Consider the following 20,619-nt stretch of genomic DNA (forward strand, 5'->3'; position numbering starts at 1 on the left):
CCAATTTTAAATAAATTATACACTTCAAATGATAGAAAAAGAGAATGACCGCCGCGGCTTCTTAAAAAAACTTGGAACAACCGCAGCCGCACTTGCGGCAGGTTCTGCTGTATTTGCAGCAGAAAAAAACACGCCCTTCACCTATTTAAAAAGGGACCGCCCTTTTAGTGCTAATGATGCTATCAACATAGCGCTGATAGGGGCCGGCGGCATGGGCACCCAGGATGCGGTTGTAGCGCTGCAGGTGCCCGGGGTAAAACTTGTAGCCGTGTGCGACTTGTATGACTCCCGCTTAAAAGACGCTAAAGCCCGTTGGGGAGCAGATATATTTACTACCCGTGTTTACAAAGAGATATTAAGTCGTAAGGATATTGATGCCGTTATTATTGGCACAACCGACCATTGGCATCAGCAAATATCAATTGATGCCATGCGCGCCGGCAAGCATGTATATTGCGAAAAGCCAATGGTGCATTCTGTTGCTGAAGGCCCGGCAGTTATTAAGGCTCAAAAAGAAACGGGCAAAGTGTTTATGGTTGGCAGCCAGGGCGTATCATCACTGGGCAATGAAAAAGCACGCGAGCTGCTAAAATCCGGCGCCATCGGACAGCTCAATTATGCTGAAGGCTTTTGGGCACGCCGTAACCCGGTGGATGTTTGGCAATACCCAATTCCGGCTGACGCCTCGACAGAAACCGTTGACTGGGAAACCTATGTAAGTAACACCAAAAAACGGCCTTTTGACGACAAACGTTTCTTTCGCTGGCGTAATTATACTGATTACGGCACCGGCATGGCGGGCGATTTATTTGTACATCTTTTTTCAAGCCTGCATTTTATAGCCGACTCTGTTGGGCCTGACAAAATATATGCTTCGGGCGGGCGGCGTTTTTGGAACGACGGGCGTGAGGTGCCTGATGTGTTGCTGGGTACATTTGATTATCCGAAAAGCACGGCGCACCCGGCATTCAACCTATCATTACGTTGTAACTTTGTTGACGGCACCAGCGGCACTACCTATTTGAAGTTGATAGGCAGCGAAGGTTCAATGGATGTTACCTGGGATACTGTCACTCTAAAGCGAAATCAAACGGTAGCGACAACAGATCCTTTTTTAATTGAGCAGCAGCGTAAGGCCGGCAATACCAGTGCCGCACGAAAGCAAATACTGCCGCCGGCTGAGTTTACCTACGCAGCAGAAAAAGGATATATGGGCGGACCATATGATCATATGGTCAACTTTTTTGATGCGATAAGGAACAATAAAAAGGTGGTAGAAGATGCCATATTCGGCTATCGCGCGGCAGCACCCGCTTTATTATGCAATGATAGCTACTATCAAAATTCCCCTATACTTTGGAACCCGGATAAAATGGAGATAATAAAAAAATAATATTTTATGAAAAATAAACTGAGAGCGATTGCTGTACTGGCTGCTGCCGGTCTTGCAGGTACCGCGTTGATGTCAAACACTAGCGTAGAAGATACTAAAGTTGTGAAAACGATGGCAAAAGACGGATGGCTGAGCCTTTTTGATGGCAAAACCCTTAATGGCTGGCATGGTTATAATAAAACAGTTAAAATTGACAACTGGATAGCGAAGGACGGTGTACTGGAGTGTGTTGAAACATCTTTTGAAGCGGTAAACGCAGATATTGTTACCGATAAAGAATACGGGGATTTTGATTTAACCTGGGAGTGGCGCATAGGCAAAGGCAGCAACAGCGGGGTGATGTACCATGTTGTTGAAAATGCCAAACATCCATACACTTTTGTTACGGGCCCCGAATACCAATTAATTGATGAGGTGAACTGGCCGGGACAACTGGAAGACTGGCAAAAAGCAGGTGCTGATTATGCCATGCACCTGCCTAATGAAAAGAAAACCCTTAAACCCGTTGGTGAGTGGAACAGCAGCAGGATAGTATTTAACAAAGGCCACGTTGAACACTGGCTGAACGGGGCTAAAATACTTGAGTTTGAGGCATGGTCGCCGGAGTGGATGGCAAAAAAAACCGGTGGTAAATGGAAAGATACGCCCGATTATGGCATGGCCAAAAAAGGCCGGATAGCCCTGCAGGCACACGGTGGTAAAGTGGCTTTCAGAAATATAAAGATAAAGGAATTGTAACCCGCCATGTGATGCAATGAACGAAGCGATGTAGGTAGATGTTATACCGCCGAACAGGCGGCGTACGCGGCATTACCCGCTTCGTTCATACTAACCCGTTAATTATTTAGCCAAGGCAAGCAGCCCTTCCATATCCAGCCTGTTTGTATACATTTCCAATTGCCCATTTTTATCCAGCGGCCATTGGTCACGCGGGCGATCCCAGTATAACTCAACACCGTTTTTATCCGGATCATCTAAATAAATAGCTTCAGATACGCCATGGTCAGACGCCCCGGTAAGCGGATACCCGGCATCAAACAGGCGTATCACAATGGCGGCCAGATCCTTCCGCTCCGGGTAAACTATGGCAGTGTGGAATAATCCGGCCGTATTTACAGGTGCGGGGTTACCGCCTTTGCTATACCAGGTATTTAAACCTATATGATGATGATATCCTCCTGCAGAGATAAATGCAGCCTGATCGCCGTAGGTTTGCATCAGCTCAAAGCCCAGCAATCCGCAATAAAAATCAAGCGAACGCTGCAAATCGCTCACTTTTAAATGCACGTGACCTATGCGTGTTTTAGCAGGAATCTGATAATTATCCATAATCAAAGTTAATAATTAGTTGTTGTCTATTCGTCATCGCAAGAGCGAACCACTCTGTGAACCATCCGGGTAAACTATTACAGGCCTAAACCTTTTTTGGGTGTTGGTTCGTTTCTCGCAATGACGCTTTGCGAACTATCCCTAATCACTAAATATGTATCTTTGTCCGCATGATTGTTAAATCCGCCGAATTTATTTGCAGTAATACCCAGGTTTCAAAGCTTCCGGCACCAGTAATGCCTGAGTACGCCTTTATCGGCCGCTCAAACGTAGGTAAGTCGTCGTTAATAAATATGCTGGTATCAAAAAAGGGGCTTGCTAAAACATCGCAAACGCCTGGCAAAACACAGCTTATAAATCATTTTTTGATAAATGAAAACTGGTACCTTGTTGACTTGCCCGGCTACGGTTATGCGCGCATCTCAAAAAGCAAGAAAGAAGACTGGGATAAATTCATACGCGCTTACCTTGATAAGCGCGAAAGCCTGCAATGCGTAATGGTACTGGTTGATAGCCGGCTTGAACCGCAAAAAATAGACTTGCAGTTTTGCAATTGGCTTGGCGAAAAAGGTTTATCGTTTGTTATCATCTTCACTAAGGCTGATAAGCAGTCGGCAATAAAAACTGATCAGAATGTGGCAAAATTCAAAAAAGGCCTTTTAGCTACTTTTGAAGAAATGCCCCCTTATTTTATCACTTCGGCCGAAAATCAAACCGGCCGGGATGAGGTGCTGGGCTTTATTGATGAAATAAACAAAGGATTCGAGATACCGGAGTATAAACAGTTTTAAATATTAAACGCTGAGGTTAAATGATGATGTCAAAACACATCACCATTCTGCATACCATATTCGATATAAATATAAATGAAGAAATATTTCTCTTTAGTAACTTTTTCACACACCATATTCGCCATGCCATTCGCTTTTATCGGCTTCTTTTTGGCGATTACCACCACTGATTATGCTTTTGAATGGGACAAACTCATTATGATGGTGCTTTGCATGGTATTTGCGCGTAACGCGGCCATGGCTTTTAACCGTTATCTCGACCGGGACATTGACGCGCTTAATCCACGCACACAGCAGCGTGACATACCTGCAGGCCGGATAACCGCGCGTAACGCGTTGCTGTTTACCGCTGCCAATTGCATGTTGTTTATAGCTACTACCTGGTTTATTAACCCATTGTGTTTTTATCTTTCCCCGGTGGCTCTGCTGGTAGTACTAGGATATAGTGCTACCAAACGCTTTACTGCACTGTGCCATTTGGTATTGGGGCTGGGCTTGTCACTCGCCCCTATTGGCGCCTATTTGGTAGTAACGGGTGAGTTTGCCTTAACCCCAATCTTTTTTTCGCTATCGGTGCTCTGTTGGGTAAGCGGCTTTGATATTATTTATGCCTTACAGGACGAAGAATTTGACCGCAGCCAGCAGTTACACTCTATCCCTGCTTATCTTGGTAAGGTGCGGGCGCTTCAACTGTCGACATTTTTGCATGTGCTTTCGGCAGCATTTATTGTAATGCCGGTTTTTGTTACAACAGTTGGCTTATTATATTACACCGGCATAATATTCTTCTGCGGCATGCTGATATATCAACATTGGTTGGTGAAGCCATCCGACCTGAGCCGCGTGAACTTTGCGTTTATGACCACTAACGGTATTGCCAGCGTAGTATTTGCTGCCTTTTTCCTGCTTGACAGGATGATGCTTTAATAATATTGATTTTAAAATTCTTGTCAAAGTATAAAGCACCCAGGAAACTAAAAACAAAACATTCTGTTAATCTAAATTCTGGTTAAAAATGATACACAAAAAAACACGAAAATACATTCCACAAGATCTCGACATCAAATGGGAAACTCTTGAGCCCATTTATAGCGAGTTGTTAGCACGCCCCATAAATTCAGCAAACGAGTTGGAACAGTGGTTACAGAACCGGAGCGAACTGGAGGCGGCTTTGGAAGAGGATTTTGCATGGCGTTATATCCGCATGACCTGTGATACGGCGAATGCTGAGCTATTGCAAAATTTCCAGTACTTCGCTACTGAAATAGAACCCAAAACCGCGCCGTACAGCAACGAGTTGAACAAAAAACTGGTTGAAAGCGAATGGATCAATCAACTGGATGAAAACAAGTTTTTCATTTATTTACGCGGGGTGCGTAAAGCATTAGAGCTTTTCAGGGAAGAAAACATTCCGCTGCAAACTGAGATACAGGTAGAGCAGCAAAAATACCAGGGCATTACAGGCTCCATGTCTGTACACATTGGCGATAAAGAATATACGCTTGAGCAGGCATCTGCCCTGTTAAAAGATACTGACCGCAGCAAAAGACAGGAAGCTTGGGAAAAGATAACTGCCCGGCGCCTGCAGGATAAGGATAAACTGGACGAACTGTTTAATCACCTGCGCTCGTTAAGGCATAAAGTAGCGCTGAATGCCGGCTTTGAAAACTTCAGGGATTACATGTTCCAGGCGCTTGGACGTTTTGACTATACCCCCCAGGACTGCTACGCTTTTCATGCCGCTATTGAAACTGAAATTGTGCCTATTTTGCGCGATCAGGCCGAAAAGCGCAAAGAAGCACTAGGCCTTGAGGAATTAAAACCCTGGGATGTTGACGTTGATATATCAGGCAAACCTGCCCTTAAGCCTTTTAAAGATGGTAATGACCTGATAGAAAAATCAATTCAGTGCTTCAGTAACATTAACCGCTACTTAGGTGAACGGCTGGAGATTATGAAGGACAACAACCTTTTTGATGTGGAAAGCCGGAAAGGCAAGGCGCCCGGTGGCTACAACTACCCGCTATCAGAAACCGGGGCACCTTTCATCTTTATGAATTCGGCCAATACCTTTCGCGACCTTACCACCATGGTACATGAAGGCGGCCACGCGGTACACACCTTTTTAACTGCAGACCTGGAGCTCAACGATTTTAAGCACTGCCCGAGCGAAGTGGCTGAATTGGCTTCGATGTCAATGGAGCTTATATCGATGGATAACTGGAATGTGTATTTTGATAACGAAGAGGACCTGAAACGGGCCAAACGCGACCAGTTGTTTGATGTTTTGAAAACTTTACCGTGGGTAGCCGTGGTTGATCAGTTTCAGCATTGGATATATACCAATCCTGATCATACAACGGAGGAGCGCAAAGATGCATGGATTAGAATATACGAACCGTTTGGCGCCGGGTTTGTAGATTGGAGTGAGCACCCGGAAGCCGAACAAAACCTTTGGCAAAAACAACTGCATATTTTTGAAGTACCCTTTTACTATATTGAATATGGAATGGCTCAGCTGGGCGCAATTGCTGTTTGGAAAAATTACAAGGAAAACCCTGAGAAAGGATTACAGCAGTACCTTGATGCATTAAAACTTGGGTATACCAAAACTTTAAAAGAAATATATGAAACCGCCGGTATCAAGTTTGATTTCAGCGCGGGATATGTGCGAGAATTGGCAGAATTTGTTAAAAACGAAATGGATAAACTGTAAGTTTACATCAACTGATTAAACATAAAAAGCCTGGTTCACACCAGGCTTTTTATGTTAATGCAATGTATAGCACCTGCCGGAACCCTGTGATCTGCCGGGCTGGTTGCAAAAAGGTATATACTAAACGCTACTTGTCCGGAAAAATCGCCGGCTGATTCGTCAGGGAGAAATATTCATATTGGCATGGTTATGGCAATATGGACGTTATGAAAAAGATAATTTCAATATTCAGCATATTAGTATTTAGCGTGTCGGCTTATAGTCAAGGACTTAAGCCTGTTAAAATAGACAGCCTCGTATCAGTATTAATGCCGGTAAAGTATGACGTAAAAGATACGGCCGGACAAAAGATATTTACCGGGAACGGCAATATGGGCTACATGATCGTTATCCGATCAGCTAACAATAACCCGGCGTTAAAAAAAGAAAAAGATCTTAATAAAGTATTTAAAGAGTATATCAAAAAGGTACACGCGCAGTCCGCAGGAAGTATTATGGACTCCCGGGATACCACCATTGGCGAACTTAAAGCAAAGGTTTTTGGACTTGAAACCAATGATCAGAATGGTGTTGAAATAAGAAACTTTACCGTGCTTTACACCAAAGACGCGCTTTATACCTTTGAATATGTTTACCCGGCAAGCCGCAAGGATCTGGTGCAAAAAGAAAATAAAGCATTTTTTAGTTCCATAAACGTTTCATCAACCCTGCATCGTACCGACCAGTATACAAACACTACGCCCGCAGGTATGTCATCAACCGCAAGGATTGCATTATTTGGCGGCGGCGGTTTGGTATTGTTATTAGCAGGATATTTCATCTACCGTAAAAAAACTGAAACGGCGATGTCATGATAAAGCAGACAAATAACGGTTTGAAAGCGGGTTCAGGCCCGCTTTTTTATTGCGCTTTGCTGCCATTTATGCCCATGCAAAAACGGCTTGCTGTCCAGCCAGCTCAACCAAAATGCAGTTACTATTACCCCTATTATTGAGCCGGCCACCACATCTTCAAAAAAGTGCGCGCTAAGATACATGCGCGAGTACCCGGTGACAACCGCTATCACTAAAAAAACAAGGCCCCATGCACGTTGCCGGCAAAAGTAAGTTAACACTACCGCTGTAGAAAATGCAGTAACCGAGTGTCCTGAAGGGAAGCTGTGCAGGCTGGGCACAAACATATCATCAACAAAATGGATGCGGGTAAGTTCATCTGCAAAAAACAACTTTGGCCGGGGCGCATCAAAAAAATGCTTTAATATTTGTGCAAGGATAGATGTGACACCGTAGCTGGTTATCAGCAAAAATGCTTTTCGGTAGTTATAAAAGAGCGCAAGCACAACAGCTATAGTTACCGTTAACAGGCCATCACCAAAATTTGTAAAATATCTGAAAAATTGGTCGGCTGCGCGGGTGTAATAGCTGTTGACTGTAAAATAGATTTCCTCACGCGTAAACAGCAATTTAACAACTAAACAAGCCGATAAAACAATAAGGTAGGGTATAAAAAACAGGCGTATACGGTTTAATACATCTTTTACTCCCATTTTCATTGGTGCAAATTAAGCATATACTCATGCAATGCAAAAAAATGGTTATGTTTGGTTTTGATTGACCTTCAAACAAACACTACATGGCTAAAGACCTGTTCCGTAGAAAATCTGTTGCAAAAATATTGGCCGATGTTCAAAGCGGCTTTAGCGACAGCGAACATCCAGGCACCGCACAACCTCACCTTACCAGAACATTAACCGTACGTGACCTCACCTTAATGGGCATAGCTGCCGTTGTAGGTGCCGGCATTTTCAGTACCATCGGCGAGGCAGCCTTTAATGGCGGACCCGGCGTAAGCATTTTGTTTGTAATAACTGCTGTTACCTGCGGCTTTTCAGCCTTGTGTTATGCCGAATTTGCCTCGCGGATACCGGTAGCTGGCAGCGCTTATACCTACGCTTATGCCTCGTTTGGCGAACTGATAGCCTGGATAATTGGTTGGGACTTATTGATGGAATATGCTATCGGCAACATAGCCGTAGCCATATCGTGGAGCGAATATTTTGTAAACCTGCTGGAAGGGTTTGGCATTAATATTCCCTCCTACCTTACTATGGATTACCTGTCGGCTGCTAACGCACACACCCAGGTGCAACAGTTAACAGCAACCAGCGCCCTTGCAGATATAACCGACAAACTACGACACGCCGCAGCAGCATGGGACACAGCCCCAGGGGCCGGTAATTTTAAGTTAATAGCAAACTTACCTGCATTAGCTATAACCGCTGCGATCACCTGGCTGGTTTACATAGGCATTCGTGAAACCAAAAAAGCTACCAATGCAATGGTGATCTTAAAAATAGCCGTAGTAATATTTGTCATCATAGCCGGGTTATTTTATGTGACGCCAGCCAACTGGCACCCATTTTTACCTAACGGATTTAGCGGCGTGATGAAAGGGGTATCGGGCGTATTTTTTGCCTATATAGGCTTTGACGCGATATCAACCACAGCCGAAGAATGTAAAAACCCGCAGCGCGATCTGCCCCGTGGCATGATTTATTCGTTAACTATTTGTACCGTGCTGTACATATTGATAGCCCTGGTGCTAACCGGCATGGTAAATTATGAAGAATTACAGGTTCCCGACCCGCTGGCGTATGTGTTTGAGCAGGTTGGGCTGCATAAATTAAGTTATATAATATCGGTGAGTGCGGTTATTGCCACCGCCAGTGTACTTCTGATATTTCAGATGGGGCAGCCGCGCATATGGATGAGCATGAGCCGGGATGGCTTGCTGCCGAAGGCATTTTCGCGCATACATCCCAAGTATAAAACACCATCATTCGCCACCATTGTGACCGGGTTTGTGGTGGCCATACCGGCCTTGTTTTTAAACCTTACTGAAGTAACTAATTTAACCAGTATAGGTACACTGTTTGCCTTTGTGCTGGTATGTGGCGGCGTGCTGCTTTTACCACGTGAAGAAGCCGTTAAAGGCCGTTTTAAACTACCCTACATCAATTCTCAGTGGATAATGCCGGGGCTATTTATTGCAGGCCTTATCGCCTTTTGGGAACCGGCAATAAATATGTTTGCCGATGATAACGTACATCATAAATTTCCGTTTATGCTGTTCATACTTCTATCAGTTGCATTAACTGCGGCTTCCTTTATCAAGAAATTGTCGCTGATACCTGTATTAGGGCTGTTAAGCTGCTTTTACCTGATGGCCGAACTTGAGTATGAAAGCTGGATACGCTTTTTGATTTGGCTTGGCGTTGGTTTGGTGATATATTTTACTTACGGCTATAAGAATAGTGCGTTGGCTAAAGAGAAGGTGGAGTAACCGTTCAATAGCTGGCGAATATCTTTATCATAACCAGTAGCAGATCTTCAGATTCGTAAGATATTACTACAACAGATTAGTCAGAAATAGTTAATTGCTGGTAAAAGTATGCCGTCTCAGGTATCGTCTTTAAGCCTGGGAGTTCGCAAGTTACTACACTCCTCCAGTCTCCATGCAGCAAATGACCGATGACTACCTATGCGTTGGTGTGACTCTTTCCAGGTCTACGCTTTCAGGCGGGGTAAGCATCAGCGGCACTTTCTCAACCGTAACAAAGCTCAGGTCCAACCCGAAACCGCGCTCTTCGGAGATACTCATCTTTTTAAGCTGCTGGTAAATATCCATAATCAACTGCTCGTAAAACGAGAGGTTGTATGATTTGGACAACGCCTTTTCAATAACCACGAAACGGAAGTCACCGACGATATTGTGCTTGCTTAACGATTTGTATTTACTGGTAATGTTTACTTCGCCGTTCTTCACCAGGTCTTCAACCACCTTGCGGAATAGAACGTTTATTTGCTGCTCTATCCTGAACCCGAGTTTAAAGTCGATGCGAATAAGTTTACCGGGCACTAAAAAGTCCACCTCGTATTCGCGGGTATACGGCTCGTCTACTACATCTACGTGTACCAGCCAGTACACGTCTGCCCGCTTCGGTTGCTTTTGCAGTATGGAGTATACTATTTTTGATTCAACCTCTGAATTAAAGTTAGCGCTGGTTAAATATACAAGCTGCGATGCGTATTTAGGCACACTCTCATCTTCGCTCAACTCATTGATGATCTTGTAATAGTCTTCTATTTCAATAAATTTAACGTACCGGTTACGTATTTTACGTGCGGTATGCCAGGCCCACATGACTATAAATAATATTACCCCCAGCGAAAGCGTGAACCAACCGCCATCGATAAACTTATGAAGGTTACCTAATAAGAAGGCTATTTCAATAATACCGTACGCTACTACAAAGGTTACAATGAGGTAAGTAGGCACCTTGCGGCGTTTTAAAAAGAACCACATTAACACAGTGGTCATCATCATGGCCATGGTAATGCTGAGGCCATAAGCACCCTCCATCCTCTCCGACTTTTGGAACAGGGCCATCACGCCAAAACAGCCCGCGCATAAAATCCAGTTAATACTGGGCACATACAGCTGCCCTTTTTGTTCGCTCGGGTAAACTATCTTTACTTTCGGCCAAACATTTAATCGTACGGCCTCGGCAATTAAAGTAAATGAACCTGATATAACAGCCTGGCAGGCAATAATTGCCGCGCATGTAGCAATGGCAATACCATATATCAGGAACCACTCGGGCATCAACTGGTAAAAAGGGTTAAGCTGGTTAAGGTCCATGCTTTTACCCTCTTGCTGCATTAGCCAGGCCGCCTGGCCAAAGTAGTTTAACAACAGCGCCGTTTTAACATATATCCAGCTTACACGTATATTTGACCGACCGCAGTGCCCTAAATCTGAGTATAACGCTTCGGCACCGGTAGTACACAGGAAAACAGATCCTAAAATGATGAATGCATTAAATGTTTCGCTGGTTAGCAGGTTATAAGCGTAAACCGGGTTAATGGCTTTTAAAACAGACGGCATTTGCACTACATAAGTTAACCCCAATACGCCTATCATGGTAAACCACAGTAGCATAATAGGGCCGAAGGCTTTACCCACCTTTGATGTACCGAATTGCTGGATAATAAATATAACAGATATAATACCTATAACAATGGGCACTGTGGGCACATTCGGGTAGCGCAGTTCCAAACCCTCTACTGCCGACGATATGGTGATTGGCGGAGTAATAATACCATCAGCCAGCAGGGCGCAGCCACCTAAAATGGCGGGTATAATCAACCACTTGGCCTTACGGCGAACCAGGGAAAACAAAGAAAAAATGCCCCCCTCACCTTTGTTATCCGCCATTAGGGTAATCAATACATACTTAACTGTGGTTTGCAGGGTGAGCGTCCAAAATATGAGCGATACACCGCCGTATACCAACAATTCAGTAATCGGGTTTTTGCCAACAATGGCTTTAAACACATATAATGGTGATGTACCAATGTCCCCGTAGATTATCCCCAGGCTTATCAGCAGCCCGGGAAGGGTCAATTTTTGCAGGTCTTTATGATTTGACACTATAGTATGATAGAGAAGGCAAAAGTATTAATTTTTTCCATTTACAAACTTAAACTATTTACAAACGTATAAGTCAGTAAGATACACTAACATAATAAACTGTTTTGTTAAAATTTGTTAAATATTAAATAATTAAGGTAACTGTTTGAATAGCGTGACCTTAATTTATACTTTTGTAATAACTGGTAAAGTATGAAGAAAAAATTTACGCATTTTCATTTATGGACGATTGTTATCGCTATAGCGGTATCCATAAATTTTGCATTTGCGGAAACTACTTCACTACAAGACACTACCTCTTTACTGCGCAAATCAAAAAAAAGTAAAAACTCGTATTTAAAAAACGGGCTGCCTTTTACACTGCCGCCCATTAAACCGGGCGTAGTTTCAACAACAAAATTTGCCGTTAACAAGCCTGATGATAAACTGTTAAGTAACGTTGACATTTATCCGAACCCGGTAACTGTTACCGACCAGCTTAACCTTAAGTACGAAGTATCACGCAACACCAACGTAACCATAAAAATTGTTGATGTGCTGGGTAATGACCTTGTTACTATCTTTTCGCAAAGGGTTGAATCCGGTGACCAAAAGTTCTCTTACCTGCTTAATAATAAGCTTAGCCGAGGTTTCTACTTCGTACGGATAATTGCCGGAACTGAGTCCGCTATTAAAAGATTATCTGTATTATAATTCAGGATCACAATAATTTATTTTTTTACTTCGATCCGGCTACCTCGGTAGCTGATGGCTTTCAACTTAATATGGTGAGGTGACATTTCAGCGAAATCAATCTCAAATCCGCAAAATCAACCGTAATTAAGTAGCTTTGATACAATGAAAATCATCGCTATAGGGCGCAACTATGCCGAGCATGCAAAAGAGTTGAATAACCCGGTGCCTGCCACACCTGTTATTTTTATGAAGCCGGATACTGCACTGTTGAAAGATAACCGCCCCTTTTATCATCCCGACTTTTCTGAAGATATACATCACGAAGTAGAGTTGGTGCTTAAAATAAGCAAAGAAGGCAAACACATTAGCGAAAAATTTGCGGCGAAATACTATGAGGAGGTGGCGTTGGGTATTGATTTTACCGCCCGTGATGTGCAACAGCGGCATAAAGAAAAAGGACTGCCCTGGGAACTGGCTAAAAGCTTTGATAATTCGGCACCTGTAAGCACATTCGTACCAAAAACAACCTTTGCTGACATATACAATCTAAATTTCAGGCTTGACATAAACGGCGAAACCCGGCAAAGCGGAAATACCAGGGATCTATTATTTTCTTTTGAAAGCATAATCACTTTTGTATCGCGTTACATCACGTTAAAAAAAGGCGACCTGATTTTTACCGGCACACCCCAGGGCGTTGGAAAGATTAACATAGGCGACCGGCTGGAAGGTTATCTGGAAAATGATAAACGGCTCGATTTTTATATTAGGTAGGGCATGATACAAAAAACCCTTACTATACTCTTTTATTGCCTTATTTATTATACATCTGCCACCGCCCAGGACATCATTATTAGCAGGTATTATCCTGATGACACTTTTCGCTACCCGCTTGATCTCCCGCCCAGCACAGCCGGTTCATTTGGCGAAATGCGGCCTAATCACTTCCATTCGGGGCTTGACTTTAAAACAAACCAGCGCGTGGGCTACCCGCTGTTTTCGGTATATGATGGTTATGTATCACGCGTGCGTATACAATACGGAGGCTTCGGACGAGCAATTTACATTACACATCCCAATGGCTATACATCAGTTTACGGCCACCTGGAAAGTTTTACGCCTGAAGTAGAACGCCTTGTTCGCCAGTATCAATACGAAAAGCAAACGTATGAAGCAGATTTTTACCCGCTGGACTTTCAGATACCCGTGCGCAAAGGTCAAAAAATAGGCGTTGCAGGTAACGCTGGCGCATCGGCAGGGCCGCACCTGCATTTTGAGATACGCGATAGCAAGACTGAAGAAACCATCAACCCGCAACTTTTCGGTTTAACCATACCTGACAAGGTGCCCCCTACCATATTAGCCGCAGGGATATATCATCTTAACGGTGCACCTTTTAGCGAGAAAACCAAGAGACAATTTTTAAATGTTACCGGGGCAGGCAGCACCTACCGTTTGGCAGGTGCTCAAACGCTGCAATTGAGCGGCGAAGTTGGTTTTGCGCTAACAACGCATGATATGAACAGTGTATCGCCAAACCGCAATGGCATTTACCAGGTTGAGTTGAAGCTTGATGGCAAAACTATTTATACTTACGCCATTGAGCGTTTTGCATTTAACCAAACGCGTGCTATCAACGCTTATATTGACTATCCTGCCTACCTGTCATCGCGCAGGTGGATGCAAAAATGCTTTGTGCCTCCGGGTAGCAATGCCGGTATTTATCCGCAATCAATAAATAATGGTATTATTAATTTTAATGATGATGCGTTGCATGAAGTAGAATATGTAGTTAAAGATGTAGCCGGCAACACGTCAAACCTTGTTATTAAAGTGCAATCAAAGGCCACCGTACCTGCGCCATTTAAACCGGAGGGTATACTTTTTAAGTATAATAATGTAAATATTTTTACCAATGATAAAATAAAAGTAACCATAGATACCGGGAACCTATACGACGATCTGGACTTTAAGTACGTGAGGCTGCCGCGTAAACCGGGCGCGTTATCTGAAACCCATCGCATACACAATAAATTTACACCGCTGCACGAGGGATTTAATTTATGGATTAAACCCGATAGTACTATTGGCAGGTATGCAAATAAGGCTGTACTGGTAAATACGGCCGGCAATGTTGCACCCGGAATTTACGAAGATGGTTATGTAAAAGGTAAATGTCGCTTTTTTGGAGATTATTATTTAAGGGTAGATACAGTCGCACCCGTGATCACGCCTATCAATATCACGGATGGCGCCAACTTAAAAGCAGCCAAAACAATATCGCTTAAAATGAGCGACAACCTATCGGGGATAAAAAAATATTCGGGCAAAATTGACGGCAGGTGGGTGTTAGTTGAACATGATTATAAAAGCAAACAGTTAAGATATTACTTTGATGCTGATATTAGTGCCGGAAAGCATACATTTGAACTGACTGTTACAGACAATGAGGACAATGTAGCCCACTACACAGCCGACTTTTACAGATAAATATTATGACAATACTTAAAGAGGGCGATAAGGCTCCGGGCTTTAGCGCAAAAGACCAAAACGGTAAAACCGTTTCATTAGCAGATTATGCCGGCAAAAACGTGATCCTGTATTTTTATCCTAAGGATGATACGCCAGGCTGCACGGCCGAAGCATGTGATTTCAGGGATAATTATCAATCGCTGCTGGGAAAGGGTTTTGAGGTGATAGGTGTAAGTACAGACAGCGAAAAATCGCACAAAAAATTTGAAAAAAAGTACGATTTGCCTTTTGTGCTGATAGCTGACGAGAGCCAGGAGATTGTACAGGCTTATGGCGTTTGGGGCGAAAAAAACATGTTTGGCAAAAAGTATATGGGCACCATTCGTAAAACATTTATTATTGACGGCGAAGGGGTTATAAAAAAGATTATTGATAAAGTAAATACCGAGAACGCGTCTGAACAGGTGTTAGCGATTTTCAAATAAAAAACATACTTCCCTTTTTATATTTATTTTTGCGCAAAATTAAACCTGTTTAATGAAACAAGACTTAGAACAACTACAGAAGACAGCAAGCCAGGTAAGGCGGGATATTGTCAGAATGGTACATTCATGCCAGTCGGGGCATCCCGGCGGCTCATTAGGCTGTACCGATTTTTTAGTGGCTCTTTACTTTTCGGTAATGAATCACAACCCCAAATTTAATATGGATGGCGTTGGTGAGGATTTGTTTTTCCTTTCTAACGGGCATATATCACCAGTATTTTATAGTGTATTAGCACATTCCGGCTATTTTGACCCTAAAGAACTTGCCACTTTCCGTAAGCTTGATTCGCGTTTACAGGGCCACCCTACTACGCATGAGCATCTCCCGGGCGTTCGTATTGCTTCCGGCTCGTTAGGCCAGGGCCTGTCCGTAGCCATCGGTGCCGCATTGGCCAAAAGGCTAAACGGCGATAAGTCATTGATTTACAGCCTGCATGGCGACGGTGAATTACAGGAAGGCCAGATATGGGAAGCGGCCATGTTTGCCCCGCATAATAAGGTCGACAATTTAATTGCAACTGTTGATTACAACGGGCAGCAAATAGATGGGCCTACCGAAATGGTATTATCACTTGGTAACCTTAAAGCTAAGTTTGAAGCCTTTGGCTGGGATGTTATAGAAGGTGAAGGTAACGACATAGCTAAAGTACTAAAGGTATTGGAAGAAGCTAAAGGCCGTACGGGCAAAGGAAAACCGGTAATGATACTGCTGAAAACAGGCATGGGCTACGGGGTTGACTTTATGATGGGCAGCCATAAATGGCATGGCGTAGCGCCTAATGATGAGCAGTTAGCCGTAGCATTAGCACAATTAGAAGAGACTATAGGGGATTATTAGTTAAGTTGTGAGTTATAGTAGCTTATTGCATGCAACTCACAACACGCAACTTACAACACAATGAAGAAATACACTTACACAGATAAAAAAGACACGCGGTCGGGATTTGGTGACGGGCTTTTAGAGGCGGGAAAGCGTAACGAACAGGTTGTTGCCCTTTGTGCCGATCTTGTTGGCTCATTAAAAATGCAGGATTTTATAAAGGCCTTTCCTGAACGTTTTATACAGGTGGGTATTGCCGAAGCTAACATGATGGGTATTGCCGCCGGTTTAACCATCGGGGGTAAAATCCCTTTCACCGGCACCTTTGCTAATTTTAGCACCGGCCGTGTATACGATCAGATACGCCAGTCGATAGCTTACTCTGATAAAAACGTAAAAATTTGCGCATCACATGCCGGCCTTACGCTGGGCGAAGATGGCGCTACGCACCAGATACTGGAAGACATAGGGCTGATGAAAATGCTGCCTGGCATGACGGTTATTAACCCATGCGATTATAACCAGACCAAGGCGGCTACCATAGCCATAGCAGAACATGAAGGTCCTGTTTATTTACGCTTTGGCCGGCCGGTTGTGCCTATTTTTACCGATGCCGATCAGAAATTTGAAATTGGCAAGGCATGGATGGTGAACGAAGGTGCCGATGTATCAATTTTTGCTACAGGCCACCTGGTATGGGAAGCCATCCAGGCAGGTGAAAAACTGGCCGAAGAAGGTATTGACGCCGAGATTATCAATATACATACCATTAAACCTTTGGACGCAGAAGCTGTCCTAAAATCAGTAGCAAAAACAGGTTGCGTGGTTACGGCTGAAGAACATAACCGTTTGGGCGGCTTAGGTGACAGCATAGCACAATTGCTTGCCACTAACACCCCGGCTCCGCAGGAGTATGTGGCTGTTAACGACAGCTTTGGCGAAAGCGGAACTCCGGCGCAGCTGATGACCAAATATGGTTTAGATGCCGCGCATATTGTAGCTGCCGTTAAAAAAGTAATGGCCCGCAAAAAACAAAACGGGTAAGTTCTTTATTTAAGGATTAAAACTACACCAGATGCCCGCACAGGCTGAAGACGAAGAAATATTAAGTAAATTTCGGGACGAAAAAACCAGGAATGAAGCCTTTAACCTGTTACTTAAAAAGTACCAGCAGAAACTGTATTGGCATATCCGCCGCATGGTAATTAATCATGACGACGCGGATGACCTGGTGCAGGATGTATTTATAAAGATCTGGAAAAATCTTCCCGGCTTTCGTAATGACGCGCAGCTGTACACCTGGATGTACCGCATTGCCACCAATGAGTGCATCACTTTTTTAAATAAAAAGAAACTGAAGAACAACGTCCCGCTGGACGATGTAGCCTATGAATTAGCTGAATCGTTAGCTGATTCAACGTATTTTAATGGCGATAAGGCGCAAATGAAGCTGCAACAGGCTTTACTAACCTTGCCAGATAAGCAGCGGCTGGTATTTAACATGAAGTATTTTGATGATATGAAGTATGAAGAAATATCAGATGTACTTGGTACCAGTGTTGGCGCTTTAAAGGCGTCCTTTCACTTAGCAGTGAAAAAAATTGAGGCGTATTTGTTAAACAATGAATAATTAAAAAATTGTTGTTAAACCTTTGTAGAATATTTTAATCTAATGAGGGTATGAAGAACGATATGGAGAACAAGGATTGGCTAAATGAATTTGAAACATTGAAACAGGTTAATGCAAATAACCCGTTTACAGTGCCTTCAGGGTATTTTGGTGACCTTACTGAACGTATCATTTCCCTTAAAAACATAGCTGCATCACACGCCGGACATGAGGGTTTTGTTGTGCCGGAAGATTATTTTAGTACGCTAAGCGATAACATACAAAGCCGTGTAAAGGTCGAAACTGCGGCAGGCGCGCACAATGCCGGCTTTGAAGTGCCCGTAAACTACTTTGACGAACTAAGTGCTAATATTCAAAGCAGACTGACGCTTGAAGGTGCAGCGCGTAATGAGCATGCCGGGCTTGAAGTGCCGGAAGGTTATTTTGAGAACCTGCATCAGCAGGTTACGGCACGTGTAGCTATAGAAGAAGCGCTTAATGCACCTGCAGAAAATACGTTTGATGTTCCTGCGGGGTACTTTGATCGCCTGAATGAGGCTATTTTAGAGAAGACGGTAAATACCGAAACACTTGAAGTTACTGGCCAGCCTTCGCAACCCCGGGGTATTGTACGACGGATGTTTGCATCCAATATTTACAAATATGCCGTGGCTGCCTGTGTAACAGTTGCTATAGGGGTAACCTTTATTTTAAATTCAAATAAAAGTATCGCCCCTGCCGAACAAAATGCATCTTCATATTTGCATAGTCGTTTATCAGATATTCCTGTTAGCGAAATAAAAAACTATGTTGAGCAGAATTTAGATGCAGGCGAGACACAAACAACGTTGGTTAGCGACGAAAACATTAACGACGACGAGATACTTGATTATATAGATACGCAACTTTAATAATGAATAAGCTGGCCAAATTTATATGCTTTATAATATTTGTGCTGGGTGTTAGTTATCATGCCTTTGCACAGGTGCCTGGCGCCGCACAAGGTCTCAGGGATAACTATCAGCACCGCGGTACTACGGGAAAGCAACCCGGAAGCAGGCTGGCTTTAATTAAGAAAGAGTTTTTGAGCAAACAGCTTAATCTTACACCAGAAGAGTCGAAGAAATTCTGGCCGTTATACCGCCAATATCAACAGCAGCTTATTAATATACGCAGGCTAAAAAGGCTTAACAGCAGCGATGCGCAGGCCAACGGAACCGAGCAGTTAAAAAAAGAACTGTACTATGAAACTGAAATGGTTAATATCCGCAAACGCTACCAGGAAGAATTTTTAAAAATTCTATCTGCCGAAAAAGTAAGCGAGCTGTATAAAAGCGAACGCGAGTTTAACGATGAGGTAATTAAGCAGCTTAGCGAACGCAGCGAAAGAGCCGGTAATTAGTACCGGTATTAGGTGGATGTGTTGCAGCCACATTATTAAGTTCCCACACACTTCTGATAAGATTAGTTAACTTTGTAGGTTAAACAATTAACTTTAGCGTCTGCTGATTAATAACTATGTCCACCCTTCGTCAATTATTTCTGGCTAACAACGCTCAAACCACAAATTTCCCGTTACTGCTGGAATTTGTACGTGCAGAAGGAATTTACATGTATGACGCGCAGGGAAAAGCCTACATCGACCTGATATCCGGCATCGGTGTAAGCAATTTAGGGCACCGGCATCCGGCGGTGGTTGACGCGATAAAGGATCAATTGGATAAATATATGCACCTGATGGTATACGGCGAATACGTGCAAACACCACAGGTGCGTTTTGCCGAAAAGCTGGTATCTATACTGCCGGATAATCTTGAATCGGTATATTTTGTTAATTCGGGCGCTGAAGCGGCAGAGGGTGCGTTAAAACTGGCAAAACGCTTTACCGGCCGCAGAAAAATAATTGCCTGCCATAATGCATATCACGGCAGCACACACGGCGCCCTCAGTGTTATGGGCAATGATGAGTTTAAGCGCGGGTTTGGCCCGCTTTTGCCTGATGTTAGCTTTATACGCTTCAACGATCAAACTGACCTGCAACATATTACCGAACAAACAGCGTGCGTAATCATAGAGACTATACAGGGCGAAGCCGGTATACACCCTGCTACTCCAGCTTATATGCAGGCGTTATATGCACGGTGTAAACAAACGGGCACGCTGCTAATACTTGACGAGATACAGGCCGGCCTGGGCCGCACCGGTAAACTATTTGCCTTTGAGCATTATGGCATTGTGCCGGATATACTCCTGTTGGCAAAAGCACTTGGCGGCGGTATGCCGGTTGGTGCCTTTATTTCATCAAATAATATAATGGGGGCACTTAAGGATAATCCTATACTTGGCCACATCACTACTTTTGGCGGGCACCCTGTTTGTTGTGCGGCCGGATTGGCAGCACTAAATGTGCTACTAGACGAAAAACTAATTGACCAGGTTGCCGACAAAGAGATGCTATTCCGGTCATTGCTTGTTCATCCGGCCATTAAAGCCGTGCGCGGCAAAGGCTTGATGCTGGCTGTAGAGTTTGAAAACTTTGAGCTGAATAAAAAAATAATCGATTGTTGTATAGAAAATGGTATAGTAACCGACTGGTTTTTACATTGCAGCAATGCCATGCGTATAGCTCCTCCACTAATAATTAGTCATGATGATATAAAAAAATCCTGCGACATTATCATCAAATGCATCAATCAGTGCAGCCAATAATACTGATATACAAATAAATACCTTCCCGGCGCCCGGTATCACTAAAATGCGGTTGACAACCACATTT

20 protein-coding genes are annotated in these 20,619 nt (G+C 43.6%); 17 read left to right on the forward strand and 3 right to left on the reverse strand.

Annotated features, from left to right (window positions below; genetic code table 11):
* The first annotated feature begins 28 nt into the window (after positions 1 to 28).
* Together DJ568_RS01365 and DJ568_RS01370 are read left to right on the forward strand one after the other, a co-directional pair.
* On the forward strand, positions 29 to 1,393 hold the full coding sequence (locus tag DJ568_RS01365; RefSeq protein ID WP_114003432.1) for a Gfo/Idh/MocA family protein: 1,365 nt from the start codon (positions 29 to 31) through the stop codon (positions 1,391 to 1,393).
* Positions 1,394 to 1,399: 6 nt separating this feature from the next.
* The gene (locus tag DJ568_RS01370) at positions 1,400 to 2,131 is read left to right on the forward strand and encodes a 3-keto-disaccharide hydrolase (protein ID WP_114003433.1); all 732 of its coding nucleotides are present in this window, start codon (positions 1,400 to 1,402) and stop codon (positions 2,129 to 2,131) included.
* 102 nt (positions 2,132 to 2,233) lie between these two features.
* Here the strand turns inward: DJ568_RS01370 and DJ568_RS01375 are convergent, their stop codons facing one another.
* Entirely contained in the window at positions 2,234 to 2,722 is a 489-nt protein-coding gene (locus DJ568_RS01375; protein WP_114003434.1) for a VOC family protein, read from the reverse strand.
* Positions 2,723 to 2,892: 170 nt separating this feature from the next.
* On the opposite strand from DJ568_RS01375, the gene yihA reads away from it, so the two are divergent.
* The 4 genes from yihA (at position 2,893) to DJ568_RS01395 (ending at position 7,083) form a co-directional block, all read left to right on the forward strand.
* Entirely contained in the window at positions 2,893 to 3,513 is a 621-nt protein-coding gene (gene yihA, locus DJ568_RS01380; protein WP_114003435.1) for a ribosome biogenesis GTP-binding protein YihA/YsxC, read from the forward strand.
* A gap of 75 nt (positions 3,514 to 3,588) precedes the next feature.
* The gene (locus DJ568_RS01385; RefSeq protein WP_114003436.1) at positions 3,589 to 4,440 is read left to right on the forward strand and encodes a UbiA-like polyprenyltransferase; all 852 of its coding nucleotides are present in this window, start codon (positions 3,589 to 3,591) and stop codon (positions 4,438 to 4,440) included.
* 88 nt (positions 4,441 to 4,528) lie between these two features.
* Complete coding sequence (locus tag DJ568_RS01390) at positions 4,529 to 6,229, forward strand: M3 family oligoendopeptidase (protein WP_114003437.1); 1,701 nt, start codon at positions 4,529 to 4,531, stop codon at positions 6,227 to 6,229.
* Between the two features lie 206 nt (positions 6,230 to 6,435).
* Positions 6,436 to 7,083: a hypothetical protein gene (locus DJ568_RS01395; protein ID WP_147238686.1), complete on the forward strand. Its 648-nt coding sequence runs from the start codon at positions 6,436 to 6,438 to the stop codon at positions 7,081 to 7,083.
* Positions 7,084 to 7,115: 32 nt separating this feature from the next.
* Here the strand turns inward: DJ568_RS01395 and DJ568_RS01400 are convergent, their stop codons facing one another.
* Positions 7,116 to 7,781, reverse strand: a complete 666-nt coding sequence (locus tag DJ568_RS01400) for a phosphatase PAP2 family protein (RefSeq protein WP_114003439.1) — start codon at positions 7,779 to 7,781, stop codon at positions 7,116 to 7,118.
* A gap of 80 nt (positions 7,782 to 7,861) precedes the next feature.
* On the opposite strand from DJ568_RS01400, the gene DJ568_RS01405 reads away from it, so the two are divergent.
* Positions 7,862 to 9,571: an APC family permease gene (locus DJ568_RS01405; protein WP_114003440.1), complete on the forward strand. Its 1,710-nt coding sequence runs from the start codon at positions 7,862 to 7,864 to the stop codon at positions 9,569 to 9,571.
* Between the two features lie 192 nt (positions 9,572 to 9,763).
* Here DJ568_RS01405 and DJ568_RS01410 read toward each other — a convergent pair whose 3' ends face one another.
* Positions 9,764 to 11,722: a KUP/HAK/KT family potassium transporter gene (locus DJ568_RS01410; protein ID WP_114003441.1), complete on the reverse strand. Its 1,959-nt coding sequence runs from the start codon at positions 11,720 to 11,722 to the stop codon at positions 9,764 to 9,766.
* A 192-nt stretch (positions 11,723 to 11,914) separates the two neighbouring features.
* Between DJ568_RS01410 and DJ568_RS01415 the strand changes: the two genes are divergently transcribed.
* From DJ568_RS01415 to DJ568_RS01460, 10 genes are all read left to right on the forward strand, one after another.
* The gene (locus DJ568_RS01415; RefSeq protein ID WP_114003442.1) at positions 11,915 to 12,415 is read left to right on the forward strand and encodes a T9SS type A sorting domain-containing protein; all 501 of its coding nucleotides are present in this window, start codon (positions 11,915 to 11,917) and stop codon (positions 12,413 to 12,415) included.
* A 144-nt stretch (positions 12,416 to 12,559) separates the two neighbouring features.
* Positions 12,560 to 13,171 carry a fumarylacetoacetate hydrolase family protein gene (locus DJ568_RS01420; protein ID WP_114003443.1) on the forward strand — a complete coding sequence of 204 codons (612 nt, stop codon included), beginning with the start codon at positions 12,560 to 12,562 and terminating at the stop codon, positions 13,169 to 13,171.
* A gap of 3 nt (positions 13,172 to 13,174) precedes the next feature.
* Positions 13,175 to 14,887, forward strand: coding sequence for a M23 family metallopeptidase (locus DJ568_RS01425; protein WP_114003444.1), 1,713 nt, complete (start codon positions 13,175 to 13,177; stop codon positions 14,885 to 14,887).
* 5 nt (positions 14,888 to 14,892) lie between these two features.
* A complete protein-coding gene (gene bcp, locus DJ568_RS01430) occupies positions 14,893 to 15,354 on the forward strand; it encodes a thioredoxin-dependent thiol peroxidase (protein WP_199560822.1) in 462 nt (153 codons plus the stop codon).
* A gap of 52 nt (positions 15,355 to 15,406) precedes the next feature.
* Positions 15,407 to 16,252 (forward strand): transketolase, encoded by an 846-nt coding sequence (locus tag DJ568_RS01435; RefSeq protein ID WP_114003446.1) that lies wholly within the window; start codon positions 15,407 to 15,409, stop codon positions 16,250 to 16,252.
* Between the two features lie 60 nt (positions 16,253 to 16,312).
* Positions 16,313 to 17,278, forward strand: a complete 966-nt coding sequence (locus DJ568_RS01440) for a transketolase family protein (protein ID WP_114003447.1) — start codon at positions 16,313 to 16,315, stop codon at positions 17,276 to 17,278.
* 31 nt (positions 17,279 to 17,309) lie between these two features.
* Positions 17,310 to 17,864 (forward strand): RNA polymerase sigma factor, encoded by a 555-nt coding sequence (locus tag DJ568_RS01445; RefSeq protein WP_114003448.1) that lies wholly within the window; start codon positions 17,310 to 17,312, stop codon positions 17,862 to 17,864.
* A gap of 50 nt (positions 17,865 to 17,914) precedes the next feature.
* On the forward strand, positions 17,915 to 18,754 hold the full coding sequence (locus DJ568_RS01450) for a hypothetical protein (RefSeq protein WP_114003449.1): 840 nt from the start codon (positions 17,915 to 17,917) through the stop codon (positions 18,752 to 18,754).
* Between the two features lie 2 nt (positions 18,755 to 18,756).
* Positions 18,757 to 19,245, forward strand: a complete 489-nt coding sequence (locus tag DJ568_RS01455) for a hypothetical protein (protein WP_114003450.1) — start codon at positions 18,757 to 18,759, stop codon at positions 19,243 to 19,245.
* Between the two features lie 116 nt (positions 19,246 to 19,361).
* Entirely contained in the window at positions 19,362 to 20,552 is a 1,191-nt protein-coding gene (locus tag DJ568_RS01460) for an aspartate aminotransferase family protein (RefSeq protein WP_114003451.1), read from the forward strand.
* Positions 20,553 to 20,619: the final 67 nt, after the last annotated feature.

This window comes from Mucilaginibacter hurinus (assembly GCF_003324525.1).
In the GTDB taxonomy this organism is placed as follows: Bacteria; Bacteroidota; Bacteroidia; order Sphingobacteriales; family Sphingobacteriaceae; genus Mucilaginibacter; species Mucilaginibacter hurinus.